At 58.5% G+C, this 13,796-nt stretch carries 13 protein-coding genes; 9 read left to right on the top strand and 4 right to left on the bottom strand.

All coding sequences use genetic code 11. The features are described 5' to 3' along the window. Nucleotides 1-108: 108 nt before the first annotated feature. Together ACR3EM_RS06440 and ACR3EM_RS06435 are read left to right on the top strand one after the other, a co-directional pair. Entirely contained in the window at nt 109-1,017 is a 909-nt protein-coding gene (locus ACR3EM_RS06440; RefSeq protein WP_480469973.1) for an AAA family ATPase, read from the top strand. Nucleotides 1,018-1,075: 58 nt separating this feature from the next. Beyond that, nucleotides 1,076-2,335, top strand: a complete 1,260-nt coding sequence (locus tag ACR3EM_RS06435; RefSeq protein WP_480469972.1) for a vWA domain-containing protein — start codon at nt 1,076-1,078, stop codon at nt 2,333-2,335. On the opposite strand, the gene ACR3EM_RS06430 is transcribed toward ACR3EM_RS06435, so the two are convergent. Next, nucleotides 2,336-2,836, bottom strand: coding sequence for a hypothetical protein (locus tag ACR3EM_RS06430; protein WP_480469971.1), 501 nt, complete (start codon nt 2,834-2,836; stop codon nt 2,336-2,338). 207 nt (nt 2,837-3,043) lie between these two features. Between ACR3EM_RS06430 and ACR3EM_RS06425 the strand changes: the two genes are divergently transcribed. From ACR3EM_RS06425 to ACR3EM_RS06405, 5 genes are all read left to right on the top strand, one after another. Continuing rightward, on the top strand, nt 3,044-4,012 hold the full coding sequence (locus ACR3EM_RS06425; RefSeq protein ID WP_480469970.1) for an XdhC family protein: 969 nt from the start codon (nt 3,044-3,046) through the stop codon (nt 4,010-4,012). Then, a complete protein-coding gene (locus ACR3EM_RS06420) occupies nt 4,009-5,010 on the top strand; it encodes a molybdopterin-binding protein (protein ID WP_480469969.1) in 1,002 nt (333 codons plus the stop codon). Before ACR3EM_RS06425 ends, ACR3EM_RS06420 begins: the two co-directional genes overlap by 4 nt. Before the next feature lie 154 nt (nt 5,011-5,164). Next, complete coding sequence (locus tag ACR3EM_RS06415) at nt 5,165-5,650, top strand: (2Fe-2S)-binding protein (protein WP_480469968.1); 486 nt, start codon at nt 5,165-5,167, stop codon at nt 5,648-5,650. A gap of 52 nt (nt 5,651-5,702) precedes the next feature. After that, nucleotides 5,703-8,063, top strand: a complete 2,361-nt coding sequence (locus ACR3EM_RS06410) for a xanthine dehydrogenase family protein molybdopterin-binding subunit (RefSeq protein ID WP_480469967.1) — start codon at nt 5,703-5,705, stop codon at nt 8,061-8,063. A 95-nt stretch (nt 8,064-8,158) separates the two neighbouring features. Continuing rightward, nucleotides 8,159-8,950 (top strand): FAD binding domain-containing protein, encoded by a 792-nt coding sequence (locus tag ACR3EM_RS06405; protein ID WP_480469966.1) that lies wholly within the window; start codon nt 8,159-8,161, stop codon nt 8,948-8,950. Between the two features lie 49 nt (nt 8,951-8,999). On the opposite strand, the gene ACR3EM_RS06400 is transcribed toward ACR3EM_RS06405, so the two are convergent. Next, entirely contained in the window at nt 9,000-9,899 is a 900-nt protein-coding gene (locus ACR3EM_RS06400) for a MurR/RpiR family transcriptional regulator (protein ID WP_480469965.1), read from the bottom strand. Nucleotides 9,900-9,988: 89 nt separating this feature from the next. Here ACR3EM_RS06400 and ACR3EM_RS06395 point away from each other — a divergent pair, with 89 nt between their 5' ends. After that, nucleotides 9,989-10,762: a beta-keto acid cleavage family enzyme gene (locus ACR3EM_RS06395; protein WP_480469964.1), complete on the top strand. Its 774-nt coding sequence runs from the start codon at nt 9,989-9,991 to the stop codon at nt 10,760-10,762. After that, on the top strand, nt 10,759-12,075 hold the full coding sequence (locus ACR3EM_RS06390; RefSeq protein WP_480469963.1) for an aspartate aminotransferase family protein: 1,317 nt from the start codon (nt 10,759-10,761) through the stop codon (nt 12,073-12,075). Before ACR3EM_RS06395 ends, ACR3EM_RS06390 begins: the two co-directional genes overlap by 4 nt. Nucleotides 12,076-12,243: 168 nt before the next feature. Here ACR3EM_RS06390 and infC read toward each other — a convergent pair whose 3' ends face one another. Together infC and ACR3EM_RS06380 are read right to left on the bottom strand one after the other, a co-directional pair. Continuing rightward, complete coding sequence (gene infC / locus ACR3EM_RS06385) at nt 12,244-12,705, bottom strand: translation initiation factor IF-3 (RefSeq protein WP_238528775.1); 462 nt, start codon at nt 12,703-12,705, stop codon at nt 12,244-12,246. Nucleotides 12,706-12,950: 245 nt separating this feature from the next. After that, nucleotides 12,951-13,784 (bottom strand): ferredoxin--NADP reductase, encoded by an 834-nt coding sequence (locus tag ACR3EM_RS06380; protein WP_480469962.1) that lies wholly within the window; start codon nt 13,782-13,784, stop codon nt 12,951-12,953. Between the last annotated feature and the right edge of the window lie 12 nt (nt 13,785-13,796).

The following is a 13,796-nucleotide window of genomic DNA, read 5'->3' as shown; positions in this document are numbered from 1 at the left end:
GGGAAAAGCCTTGTCAACCGATCAGATCGTCGTAAATCCCGGAAAAGCCTTGGTCTTGACGCGCGCACGCTACCATGACCTGTTGGGCGCAGCGATTGAGGGGATCACATGCCGCAACCAAATTCCATCGATGCCGTGCAGGAAACACTCAGCGCCCAGGGCTATGTTTGTGGGCGCGCTCTGGCGACGGTCGTCTTCCTGTCGCTGAAACTCGGACGCCCCCTGTTTCTTGAGGGCGAGGCAGGCGTTGGCAAGACCGAGATTGCCAAAGCGCTTGCCGCTGGCCTGAACCGCCGTCTGATCCGGTTGCAATGCTATGAGGGTCTCGATGCATCCTCGGCCGTTTACGAGTGGAACTTTCCGGCGCAGATGGTGGCGATCCGTACTGCCGAGGCCTCGGGTGGGGCGGACCGTGCGGCGTTGCAGACCGAACTCTTTTCGGACGACTACCTGATCGAACGCCCCTTGCTGCAGGCGATGCGCCCGGATGAGAACGGCGCGCCGGTCCTGTTGATCGATGAATTAGACCGCACCGATGAGCCATTCGAGGCTTTCCTACTCGAAGCTCTCAGCGATTTTCAGGTGACCATCCCGGAGCTGGGCACTGTCAAAGCGCCGGAACCGCCCATCGTCATCCTGACCTCGAACCGCACACGCGAGGTTCATGACGCCCTGAAACGCCGATGCCTATATCACTGGGTCGACTACCCTGATTTCGACCGCGAGATCGAAATCCTGCACGCCCGCGCCCCCGAAGCGGCCGAGGCGCTGAGCCGGGAGGTTGTTGCGTTCGTCCAGCGTTTGCGCACCGAGGACCTGTTCAAGAAGCCGGGCGTGGCGGAAACCATCGACTGGGCCAAATGCTTGCTTGCGCTCGACGTGATCAACCTCAGCCCCGAAGTGATCGGAGACACGCTGGGCGCGATCCTGAAATACCAGGACGACATCCAGAAACTGCAAGGCTCTGAGGCCAAACGTATTTTGGATGAAGCCAAAGCTACACTCGAACCCGTCTGATGTCGCGCCCGTTTAAATATACTGTGGGGGCATGGGGGCAGTGCCCCTATGTACACTGATGGCCGAACAGCTTCCACTCGACATCCCCGACCACCCCAAGCTGGCGCAGAACATCACCCATTTTGCCCGCGCCCTGCGCAAGGCGGGTCTTCCGATTGGTACGGGCCGCGTGGTGGATGCGATCCGTGCCGTCGAGGCTGCTGGGTTCACCAAGAAACAGGATTTCTATTGGACCCTACACGCCTGTTTCGTGAACCGGCCCGAACATCGCACGGTCTTCGCGCAGGTCTTCCGCCTCTATTGGCGTGACCCGCGTTATATGGAGCATATGATGGCCATGATGCTGCCCGCCATTCGTGGCGTGCAGGAGGAACGCAAGGCGGATGCTGGCGAAAAACGCGCCGCCGAGGCCTTGCTTGAGGGGGTCGAACGGGATCAGCCCGAATTGCCCGAGCAGGAGGGCGAGACAGAAATCGAGATTGATGCGACCCAGACAGCCTCGTCCGAGGAACGGCTGCGTAACCTTGATTTCGAACAGATGAGTACCGAAGAAATGGCACAAGCCAAGCGCTTGCTGGCGCGGTTGACCTTACCGGTCAAACCCATCGCATCGCGCCGGGCGCAGGCCAGCCATCTGGGGCATCGGCTCGACCGCGCGCGCACGCTACGTTTGGCCATGCGTCAGGGTGGAGAGCTGCATGAGATCGCGTTGCGCAAGCCCAAACCACGTTGGCCGAACCTTGTGGCGTTGTGCGATATCTCTGGGTCAATGAGCCAATACAGCCGCATCATCCTGCATTTCCTGCACACGGTTTCGAATGCCAAGGGGGCGGGCTGGGCAAAGGTGCATGCCTTCACCTTCGGTACGCGCCTCACCAATATCACCCGGCACCTGCATCAGCGCGACGTCGATACGGCACTGGCCTCTGCCGGGGCCGAGGCGCAGGACTGGGAAGGTGGCACAAGGATTGGGGAGTGTCTGCATCAGTTTAACCGCGACTGGTCCCGCCGGGTGATGGGGCAGGGCGCCGTCGTACTGCTGATCACTGATGGGCTGGAACGTGGCGCGCCTGAACAGCTGGAGAAAGAGATCGAACGTCTCTACCTGTCTTCAAAGCGTTTGATCTGGCTGAACCCGTTGCTGCGCTGGGATGGGTTTGCACCCAAGGCGCAGGGGGTCAGAACCATGCTGCCCCATGTCGACAGTTTCCGCGCCGGGCATTCGATCGCCTCGTTGGAAGATCTCGCCAATGTGATCTCTGAGCCCGACGATCAGGGGCAGAAAGCACGGCTGATGGCCGCGCTTTCCGAAGGTTGACTACGAGAGCTGTTCTTCGTTGCACTTCCGCGCCATTTCCATGGCCTTGTAGGTGCCGGTGAGGTCAACGGTGAAGGCAAACTCTTTCTCGGGAAACACCACCATGACCTTCTTTTTAGCCAGATCATCGGCGAATTGTGGATCGTCCGACAGGACATAACCGCCGGAATAGCCCTTGGTGATATTGCCTTTCATGCCAGTGGCTTCGCCGACATAGATGTTGTCACCGATCAGAATGGCCACGGCTTCTTTCTCACCGGCTTTGATGTTGGTTTTGGCCTTCGTAAAAACGCCGACGTAGCCCACACCGCGATCTTCGGTCAGGCCCATCTGAACCACGTTTTCGGAATCATCAACGGCTTCGATCAGGCAGGACTTCTTTTCCTGATCGATAAAGACCTTCCAGCCTTCGACTTCGCCATATCTCAGAAATGTGTCTGCCCAACCGGTACTGGCCGTCGCCAGACCGATTGCCGCCGCGAGTGTAAGAATGCGTTTCAACTCATTGTCTCCGCTTTGGAATATGAAGGGGAATGCACCGTTTCGGGTCCGGTGATACAAGCAAGTTAGAGGGTGGTGCTGTATCGATCAATACTTTGTGAATGTGATCGTGAAATCGGCTCTTTAGCGCCGGAAACTCTACCTGCTGACCGCTTTTCATTGCTGCAAAGCTAACTATGTTGAACCGGAACAAGGCCGGAGGTCTCAATGGAACGATTCGACAACAGCTCGGAAACTGCTCTGAAGTGGCATCGCGCGGGCAAGAAGGCAGCCCTTGCCACGGTGGTCGAAACCTGGGGCAGCGCGCCACGCCGCGTCGGTGCGCAGTTGGTCATCGCAGGTGATGGGCAGATCGAGGGTTCGGTCTCTGGCGGGTGCGTCGAAGGGGCGGTGATCGTTGAGGCACTGGAAGCCATTGAGGAAGGTGAGGCACGGTTGCTGGAGTTTGGCGTCAGCGACGAGGATGCCTTTGCGGTCGGATTGGCTTGTGGCGGCACTATTCGGGTTTTAGTCGAACCTGTCGGACAAGTCCTGCCAGAACCGATGTTGGCCGAACTGGTTGCAGCGCGCGCGCGGCGCGAACCTTTGGCTTACGAAGTGAATGTCGAAACCGGCCACCGTGCCTTGCGCCGTAACGCATATGCTGAACGGTTGCGGATGGACCGGTCTGGGTTTGAAGAGGACGGGCAGACATTTGTTGCCGTCCACAACCCGCCGCTGCGGTTGATTGTGGTGGGGGCAGTTCACATCGCTCAGGCGCTGGTGCCGATGGCGCGGATCGCGGGGTATGACCCTGCGATCGTCGACCCGCGAGAGGCTTTTGCATCGGATGCTCGCTTTCCCGGAGAAACCATCCTGACAGATTGGCCCGATGAGGCCGTGATCAAACTGGGGCTCGATTCGCGTACGGCCCTCGTGTTGCTGACACACGACCCTAAGCTTGATGACCCGGCATTACAGGCGGCGCTGGAGGCCGGTGTGTTTTACATCGGCGCGCTTGGATCGACGCGCACACATGCCAAACGTGTAGATCGGATGAAGCAAGCCGGGTTCTCCGACGCTCAGATTGGGCGCATACACGGCCCAGTTGGACTCGACGTTGGCGCGGCCAGCCCTTCGGAAATAGCGGTCGCCATTCTCGCCCAGATGACCGCTGTCTTGCGAGGCAAGGCGTGAAGTTCGGACCGGTTTCCTTATCTGAAGCCAGCGGTGCGATACTGGCGCACTCGGTCAAGGCAGAAGATCAAAAACTGCGCAAGGGAATCGTACTGACGGCTGAACACATCGACCTGCTGGCGCGTGCCGGTTTGAATGAGGTTATTGTTGCCCGCTTGGAACCCGGTGATTGCCACGAAGATGAAGCAGCAACGATGTTGGCCGCAGCTCTTGCTCCGGATCCTGCGAGCGCCAATCTGCGTGTCACAAAGGCGTTTACAGGCAGGGTTAACCTTTTGGCGGATGGGCCGGGCGTGGTGGAACTGGACGTTGAAGCCATACAGAAATTCAATCAGGTTCATCCGATGATCACCGTGGCGACGGTGCCGCAATACCAGCAGATGGGCGCAGGGGGGATGGTTGCGACGGTCAAGGTGATCTCTTACGCCGTGCCTCGGTTGGATGTGCAGCGCGCTGCGGATCTGGCGCAGGGGAGCGTGCGACTGACCATGCCGCGATTCCAGACAGCGGGCCTGATCGTGACAGATATCCCCGGCGGCCCGTCCAACGAAAAAGGGATCGCCGCGATTCGCGGTCGGGTCGAGGCGCTGGGGATGAATCTGACAGATATTCGGATCGTTCAGCACAAGACGGAAGAACTTGCGGAAGGGCTCAGGTCGCTGCAAGGCGACGTTGCAATGATCCTCACGGGCTCGGCCACGTCCGACGTGGATGACGTCGCGCCCACAGCAGTGCGTCTTGCCGGTGGCGATGTGGACAGATTCGGCATGCCCGTTGACCCCGGAAACCTGTTGTTCCTCGGCGGATTGCAGGGCCGTCCCGTCATCGGCTTGCCCGGCTGCGCCCGCTCGCCTGCGCTGAACGGAGCCGATTGGGTTCTGTCGCGCGTGGCATGCGGGATCGAAACAACAGGAACAGATATCGCAGCGATGGGCGTTGGTGGGTTGCTGAAAGAGATCCCAAGCAGGCCGCAACCGCGTGCAGCGAAAGTAAAGTGACGTAACGGCATCTTTGCCGTTTTTCGGGCTTGCTTCATCATTACAGGGTTATGTGGCTGAACGGCCTAAAAAACGGGCAAATATTTTTGTTCTCAAACAAAAATTCCCGTGTTTAACTTGGGCGCAAAGGAAAATTCCAAATAGGGAGGATTTCATGACACAGGTCTCAATGACCGTGAACGGGAAGGCCGTTAGCGGTGACGTGGAGGGGCGGACATTGCTGTCCAGCTTCCTGCGGGATCATCTGTCTTTGACGGGGACGCATGTTGGATGTGACACGGCGCAGTGCGGAGCCTGCGTTGTGCATGTGAACGGCGAAGCAGTGAAGTCCTGCAATATGCTGGCGCTCGAGGCAGACGGTGCAGATGTTGGCACGATCGAGGGGCAGGCGAATGCGGATGGTTCACTGAATGTGATCCAGCAAGCGTTTCAGGATCACCATGGGCTTCAGTGCGGCTTCTGTACGCCGGGCATGGTGATGAGTGCAGCTGCGCTGCTGGAAGAGAACCCGCGCCCGACGGAAGGTGAAATCCGGAAGTATCTGGAAGGCAACCTGTGTCGGTGCACTGGCTACCATAACATCGTCAAAGCGATCATGGCCGCATCGGGCCAGGACGTTTCAAGCATCGCCGCCGAATAAGGCGGGCAAGAATTTTCGACGAAAATTCTTTTCCCAGGGAGGAGAACAAGCAATGCCCAAAGACAGTGGCATCGGAGCCAGTTCCAAGCGGCGCGAGGACGTACGCTTTCTGACCGGAGCAGGCAATTACACCGACGACATCAACGTACACGGTCAGGCTTATGTATATTTTCTGAGATCCGACATCGCGCATGGCCGTTTGAACAGCGTTGATACCTCGGCAGCTGAGGCCATGCCTGGCGTGGTCAAGGTATTCACCGGCAAGGATTTTGAAGGCGTGGGCGGCATGCCCTGCGGTTGGGAAGTGACCGACCGGCACGGCGCGCCGATGCAGGAACCTCCGCATCCGATTCTGGCACAGGGCAAGGTCCGCCATGTAGGCGACCCGATCGCGGCGGTTGTGGCTGACAGCCTCGAACAGGCCCGCGACGCGGCCGAAGCGATTGACATGGATATCGAAGAGCTGCCTGCCGTCATGGATATGAAGGCTGCCGCGCAGGACGGCGCGACGCTCATCCATGACGATCTGAAGAACAACATTTGCTATGATTGGCATCTGGGTGAAGCGGACAATGACAAGGTCAATGAGGTCTTTGCCAATGCCGCCCATGTGACGACGCTGGATCTGGTCAACAACCGTCTGGTCGCCAACCCGATGGAACCGCGTGTGGCTGTGGGCGAGTACAAGCGTGGTACGGATGAATACACGCTCTACACCACCTCGCAGAATCCGCATGTGATCCGCCTGCTGATGTGCGCCTTTGTTCTGGGCCTGCCCGAGCACAAGGTGCGTGTGGTGGCCCCGGATGTTGGCGGTGGCTTTGGCACCAAGATCTTCCACTATGCGGAAGAGGCGTTCTGCACCTTTGCCGCCAAGGCCTGTGGTCGCCCGGTGAAGTGGACGTCCAGCCGGTCCGAGGCGTTTATGTCGGACGCGCATGGCCGGGATCATGTCAGCACCATCGAACTGGCGTTGGATTCGGATAATAACTTTATCGGTCTGCGCACTAACACCTATGCCAATCTGGGTGCCTACCTGTCGACCTTCTCCAGCTCGGTTCCGACCTGGTTGCACGGGACGCTGATGGCGGGCAACTACAAGACGCCGGTCATTCAGGTGAACGTGAAGGCGATGTTCACCAACACGGTACCGGTGGATGCTTATCGCGGCGCGGGCCGCCCCGAGGCGACCTATCAGCTGGAGCGCGTGATCGACAAGGCCGCGCGCGAGTTGGGCGTTGATCCGATTGCGCTGCGCCGTCAGAACTTCATCACCCAGTTCCCCTATGACACGCCGGTGGCGCTGACCTATGACACCGGGGACTACAACGGGACGATGGACAAGCTAGAGGCCGCTGCTGATCTGGCGGGCTTTGCTGCGCGTCGTGCGCAGAGTGAGGCCGATGGCAAGCTGCGGGGCTTGGGCATTAACTGCTACATCGAGGCCTGTGGGATTGCTCCGTCGAACATCGTTGGCATGCTGGGGGCCCGAGCGGGTCTCTATGATGCAGCAACCGTGCGAGTGAACGCGACAGGCTCGATCAGCGTCATGGTTGGCGCGCACAGCCACGGGCAAGGGCATGAGACTGCCTTCCCGCAGGTTGTGGCCGACATGATCGGCATCGATGAGTCGATGGTCGAGATCGTGCATGGCGATACCTCGAAGATCCCGTTTGGGATGGGTACCTATGGGTCCCGGTCTCTGGCGGTCTGTGGTTCGGCCATGGTCAAAGCGACCGAGAAGGTGATCGACAAGGCCAAGAAGATCGCAGCCCATCTGCTGGAGGCATCCGAGGCCGATATCGAGTTGAAGGACGGTCAGTTCAGCGTGGCAGGTACCGACAAGTCGGTGGCTTGGGGCGATGTAACCTTGACGGCTTATGTGCCTCATAACTTCCCGCTGGAAGTTGAGCCGGGGCTGGAGGAAACCGCGTTCTATGATCCGGCCAACTTCACCTTCCCCTCTGGGGCCTATGCCTGTGAGGTCGAGGTAGATCCCGAGACCGGCAAGGTGAGTATCGAGGCGTTCACCGCAGCTGATGACTTTGGCAACATCGTCAATCCGATGATCGTGGACGGCCAGGTGCATGGCGGCATTGGTCAGGGCATCGGTCAGGCATTGTTGGAAAACTGTGCCTATGACGAAAATGGCCAGCTGCTGAGCGCATCCTACATGGATTACGCGATGCCGCGCGCGGATGATGTGCCTTTCTATGGCGTCGATCATTCCAGCCAGACGCCCTGTACGCATAACCCGCTGGGTGTGAAAGGCTGTGGCGAGGCCGGGGCCATTGGCTCGCCACCTGCGGTGGTCAATGCGGTGCTGGATGCGCTGAATTCGGCTGGCAAGGCGGTTGATCACATCGACATGCCGATGAGCCCGTCGCGCGTCTGGGCTGCGATGAACAGCTGAGTTGAGAGGGAGGACCGGGGGCCAGCCCCCGGACCCCCGGGATATTTATAGCCAGATGAAGGGCGGATCCGCGCCTTTCGGAAAGGAAAAGCGAAATGTACAGTTTCGAGTTTGAGAAACCCTCGACCATTGCCGACGCCGTTGCTGCGTTGGGGGCCGAGGATGCGCAGGCGTTGGGAGGTGGTCAGACGCTGATCCCGACGCTGAAGCAGCGGTTGGCGTCACCTTCGGTGTTGGTCAGCGTGAGCGGGGTTGCCGAGATGCAGGGTGTCTGTGTCGAGGATGATGGCTCGGTCGCTATTGGCGGGGCGACGACCCATGCCACGGTGGCGCGAGAGGCGGCCAGCAGCTATCCGGCGTTGGCGGCACTGGCCGGGCAGATCGGCGATCCGGCGGTGCGCAATCGCGGAACCATTGGCGGGTCAGTGGCCAACAATGATCCGGCGGCCTGCTATCCGGCGGGTGTGCTGGGATCGGGGGCCACGATTGTGACCAACGCGCGGCAGATCGCAGCGGATGACTTCTTTGAGGGCATGTTCTCCACCGCGCTGGACGAAGGTGAGATCATCACTTCGATCCGTTTCCCGGTGCCGCAAGCGGCGAGCTATCAGAAGTTCCTGCAGCCCGCGTCACGCTTTGCGCTGGTCGGTGTTTATGTGGCGCGCTTCGCCGATGGTGCGCGGGTGGCCGTGACCGGAGCCAGCGAGGACGGCGTGTTCCGCTGGTCTGAGGCTGAGGCGGCGCTGAGCAAGGAATTCCGCCCGGACGCTCTGATGGACCTGCGCATCAATCCGATGAACATGATTGGCGACCTGCATGGCAGCAAGGAGTATCGCGCGCATCTTGTCGGCGTCATGACCAAACGGGCGGTTGAAGCCTGTATGTAAAGCGCGCTTTCATTGAAACGCTACAAGGCCCCGGTACGTCCGGGGCTTTTTATTTGCTCTTTATTCTGGGTGGTTTGGAAGGTTGCCAATAGGCGCCGGTATCTTCGCGGGCCTTCTGATAGCGATCTACCCTTTCGCGCGCAGCATGACCGCCAGCAGCGAAGAGATGACCCAGCAGGCATTCAAGCACCGCCATTGCGCCGGAGAAGCTTGAAAGGTGATGCTGCGTACGGGTGCTGATGGGCAGGACTACATGGGGGGTGACGCCAGGCGCAATGACCTCGCTGTCTGAAAGCAGGATGATCTTAGTGCCTCGGTCACGAGCAAAACGAATGGATTGAATCGTGTCGGATGAATAGGGGTGGACCGTCAGCGCGAACAGGCAATCTGTCTGGTCAGCATCCAGCAAATCGTCGATAGCCGTGCCCATATGGCGGGGGATCAACTGGAAGCCCGGGTGCGCCATTCGTCCGGCATAGTGAAAATAATAGGCCAATGCATAACTGGCCCGGGTTGCAGTGATAAAGCAGCGATTGGCGCCAAGCATAAGATCAATCGCGCGCTCGACCTTCGCAGGCTCCATCAAGCGCAGTGAGCGCGAAACCACGTTTAGTTCATTCTGCGCGTATCCGGCCTGCGCAGCACCGAATGCATCCGCGGCCTGCATACGTTGCAGCCAATCCTGACCCAGCCGGTCCTCTCGATCGGTGACCAGTGTTTGGCGGAAGGGTTTGCGAAAAGCATCATAACTGTCGAACCCCAGACGCTGGGCCAGTCGGACCAGAACATTTGAACTGACACCGATTTTGTTTGCTGTGACGCGGATCGGGTCGAGCCCGAAATCTCCGGGATGGTCGATTATGTATTTTGCGGCAGCCTGCATTTGTTGAGGCAGGGCATCGATGTCACAGCGCAGGCGTTGAGTCAGATGGGTAGGGCTCGATTGCATGGCTCGAGAAAAACATATGTTATGCAGAAATGAAATTGAAAACGTTTGATCAGGCGATAGATCGGGTGCGAAATTGATGGGATTTGAAGATGCCAGATAGTTTTTCCGACCGCACGGAGCTTCCTTATGTATTGGTTGCACCAAACGGAGCGCGACGTGGACACAAAGACCATCGCGAAATCCCTGTTAGCATTGATGAAATCATAGAAAACGCCAGGGCTTGCCATACCGCTGGAGCGGATGGAATTCACCTTCATGTACGTGACAAGGTGGGGGATCATTCGCTGGATGCCAGTCTCTATCGCGAGGCAATTGCCGAGTTGCGCAGGGCCGCGCCGCAGATGGATGTTCAGATCACAACCGAATCTGCCGGGGTTTTTGACGTACAGGCGCAGTTAGATTGTCTGCACCGGGTTCATCCGGAATGGGCTTCGATTTCTGTGCGTGAGATTGCGCGAACGCCCGAGTTGGCGCCGAAGGTCTATGCACTTTGCGAGGAACAGGGAACGCGGGTGCAGCACATCCTTTATGACGCCAAAGATGCCGAGCTGTTGACGCACTGGCAAGCCAGTGGCGTCGTCGGTGGCGATCAGGTGGATCGTTTGTTGGTACTTGGCCGTTATTCGACCACTCAGGAATCAACACCAGACGACCTAGATGCTTTCCCTGAGTGCACGGACCGGTGGATGGTCTGCGCTTTTGGGGCGCAAGAACATCTGTGCCTTCAGCGTGCAGCGCAGCGTGGAGGTGACGTTCGAGTGGGGTTTGAGAACAGCCTGACCCGTTCCGATGGTACGGCTTGGGAAGACAATGCCGCCTCGGTTACAGCGCTAATCGCACTTCTTAAAGGGACTGCAAAATGAGTCACGTTTTTCCACGTCATACGAAGTCTGACCTGCCGCTCGCTGTAGGGGGCGACGGGTGCTATCTGATCGATTCTGACGGCAAGCGCTATCTGGATTGCGGGGACGCGGCGGTGTCCTGTCTGGGGCACTCGAATGCTTCAGTGGTCAAGGCGGTTCAGGATCAAGTCGGTCAGATTGCCTTTGCACACACTGGTTTCATGACCTCAGAGCCAGCCGAGGCGCTGGCGGATTTGCTGGTCGAGCATGCCCCGGGGGATTTGGATCGAGTCTATTTCGTCTCGGGCGGGTCTGAGGCGACTGAGGCTGCGATCAAGCTGGCGCGGCAGTATTATCTGGAGACGGGTGAACCCGAGCGCCGCCACGTGATTGCGCGACGGCAGAGCTATCACGGCAACACTCTGGGTGCCCTGTCCGCGGGCGGTAACGCGTGGCGACGCGCTCAATTCGCACCCATGTTGATTGAGATGACGCACATAGCACCATGTTATGAATATGCCGAGAAGCCCGAGGGAGAGAGCAGCTTTGACTACGGCCAGCGCGTTGCCAATGAGTTGGAGACCGAGATCCTGCGCCTTGGGCCTGAGACGGTCATGGCCTTTATGGCCGAGCCGGTGGTTGGTGCGACGCTGGGGGCCGTTCCGGCAGTTGAAGGATATTTCAAGCGGATCCGTGAGATTTGCGACCAGTATGGTGTGCTGTTGATCCTTGATGAGGTGATGTGTGGCATGGGGCGTACCGGTCATTTGTTTGCCTGCGATCACGACGCCGTTGCTCCGGATATTCTATGCGTCGCCAAAGGTTTGGGGGCCGGGTATCAGCCGATCGGTGCGATGTTGTGCACAGCTCGGATCTATGATGCGATTCGGGATGGGTCGGGCTTCTTCCAGCACGGCCATACCTATATCGGCCATCCGGTTGCGACTGCGGCCGCATTGGCTGTGGTGACAGAGCTGACCCAAAAAGAGCTGCCACTGCGCGCGGCACTGATGGGCGAAAAACTGCAGTCTGCCCTGATCGCTGCCTTTGGTCAGCACCCTCATATCGGCGATATCCGGGGACGGGGCTTGTTCCGGGGGCTGGAACTGGTCGCAGATCGCGACAGCAAAACGCCGTTTGATCCGTCGCTGGGTGTGGCGGGTAAAATCAAAAAGGCGGCCTTTGCCGAAGGTTTGATCTGTTATCCGATGTCCGGGACTCGAGACGGACGGCACGGCGATCACATCCTTCTCGCGCCTCCGTTCATCATCGAGGATGCGCAGATCGACGAATTAATCGCCAAGCTGGGCTGTGCGATTTCGAGCGTGATCTGACAAAGCTGTAACAGGCTTTGCCTCAGGAACACAAAAGCGCGGAAGGAGCGGATGATCAAATCTGCTCCGAAGCGTTCGGCATTCTGCGAAATGCGCCTTGTGGGTGGCCGGGCATAAAAAAGGCCCCGACCAGTCTGGCGGAGCCTTGGAAAACGCTGTTGAGAGCTTTTACTTCTGCGGAAGCGGGCCGATCATCATGATCATCTGACGGCCTTCCATCTTGGGCATGTTCTCGATCTTGCCCAGGTCCTTGACGTCTTCTGCCACACGCTCAAGCAGCTCACGTCCCAAGTTCTGGTGCGCCATTTCGCGGCCACGGAAACGCAGGGTGACTTTGACCTTGTCACCGTTCTCAAGAAACTTGAACACGTTGCGCATCTTGACGTCATAGTCATGCGTATCGGTGTTGGGCCGGAACTTGACCTCTTTCACCTCGATGATCTTTTGCTTCTTGCGGGCTTCGCTTTCACGCTTCTGCTGTTCATACTTGAACTTGCCAAAATCCATGATTTTGCAGACCGGCGGGTTGGCGTTAGGCGAAATCTCAACCAGATCGAGGCCAACATCGGCGGCCATCTGCATGGCTTTTGCGGGATGAACCACCCCGACATTTTCACCTTCGGCGCCAATCAGGCGAATTTCGGGAGCACGGATCTTGTCATTGACGCGCGGGCCGGTATCTCGCTGTGGCGGCGCGTTGTGAGGTCTGCGGGCTATGGGTTCATTCCTTTGATAATTGCAGAATTTCGAGCCCGGAATTTAGACCGGGCTGAGAGGTGTTTCAAGCGGCATAAATCGCAGGCCGCATGAAATTTCCATGAATTCCGGGAGTTTTTGCCGGTCAGAGCGCTTTGCGACCCGACCGGCAAAGCCGATCACCCTACAAATGCTTTTTCGATCACGAACTCTTTGGGTTCGGAATTTGCGCCTTCACGCAGGCCGAACTCTTCCAGAATGGCCTTGATGTCGTGGTTGAACGCGAGGCTACCGCAGACCATGGCGCGGTCTGTTTCCGGCTTGATGCCGTCTTCGATGCCCAGATCCGCGAAAACAGTACCGTCCTGGAGCAGGGTGGTGATGCGGCCCATCTTGGCGCTCTCTTCCCGCGTGGTTGTTGGGTAGTAACGGATCTTGTCGGCAAAACCTTCACCGATCAATTCTGCCAACAGTTCGTCCTGTTTGATGCTCTCGATCAACTCGCGCCCATAATCCAGCTCGGCCACGTCGCGGCAGGTATGGGTAATGATGACCTCATCGTAATCCTCATAGGTCTGCGGTTCACGCAGCAGCGAGGCGAAGGGGGCAAAACCGGTGCCGGTGGCGAAGAACCAGATGCGCTTGCCCGGCAGCAGGGCATCATGAACCAGGGTGCCAACAGGTTTGGGACGCAGAATGATCTGATCACCCGGCTGGATATGCTGCAGTTTCGAGGTCAGCGGACCGTCCTGCACCTTGATAGAATAGAACTCAAGCTCTTCGTCCCACGAAGGCGAAGCGATGGAATAGGCGCGCAGCAGCGGTTTGCCGTTGTCGCCCAGCAGGCCGATCATCACGAACTCGCCCGAGCGGAACCTCAGGGACGCGGGGCGCGACACCTTGAAGGAAAACAGGCGGTCAGTCCAATGCTTGACCTCGGTCACGGTCTGAGCGTCGGGCAGAACGGGGGCCTTGACGGCGGTTGCTTCGGTCACGGGCTTCATCTCTGTCATCGTTGTCACTGT

This window comes from Ruegeria sp. AH3 (assembly GCF_056536265.1).
Note: the sequence above shows the minus strand (reverse complement) of the source record. Positions and strands in the feature narration are given on the sequence as shown.

Bases quoted from the DNA above. Each gene is read 5' to 3' on its own strand.
- ACR3EM_RS06440 (WP_480469973.1), top strand. From the start codon at position 109: ATGCCGCAACCAAATTCCATCGATGCCGTGCAGGAAACACTCAGCGCC.
- ACR3EM_RS06400 (WP_480469965.1), bottom strand. From the start codon at position 9,899: ATGCAATCGAGCCCTACCCATCTGACTCAACGCCTGCGCTGTGACATC.
- ACR3EM_RS06405 (WP_480469966.1), top strand. From the start codon at position 8,159: ATGTACAGTTTCGAGTTTGAGAAACCCTCGACCATTGCCGACGCCGTT.
- ACR3EM_RS06395 (WP_480469964.1), top strand. From the start codon at position 9,989: ATGCCAGATAGTTTTTCCGACCGCACGGAGCTTCCTTATGTATTGGTT.
- ACR3EM_RS06380 (WP_480469962.1), bottom strand. From the start codon at position 13,784: ATGACAGAGATGAAGCCCGTGACCGAAGCAACCGCCGTCAAGGCCCCC.
- ACR3EM_RS06435 (WP_480469972.1), top strand. From the start codon at position 1,076: ATGGCCGAACAGCTTCCACTCGACATCCCCGACCACCCCAAGCTGGCG.
- ACR3EM_RS06415 (WP_480469968.1), top strand. From the start codon at position 5,165: ATGACACAGGTCTCAATGACCGTGAACGGGAAGGCCGTTAGCGGTGAC.
- ACR3EM_RS06410 (WP_480469967.1), top strand. From the start codon at position 5,703: ATGCCCAAAGACAGTGGCATCGGAGCCAGTTCCAAGCGGCGCGAGGAC.
- ACR3EM_RS06390 (WP_480469963.1), top strand. From the start codon at position 10,759: ATGAGTCACGTTTTTCCACGTCATACGAAGTCTGACCTGCCGCTCGCT.
- ACR3EM_RS06425 (WP_480469970.1), top strand. From the start codon at position 3,044: ATGGAACGATTCGACAACAGCTCGGAAACTGCTCTGAAGTGGCATCGC.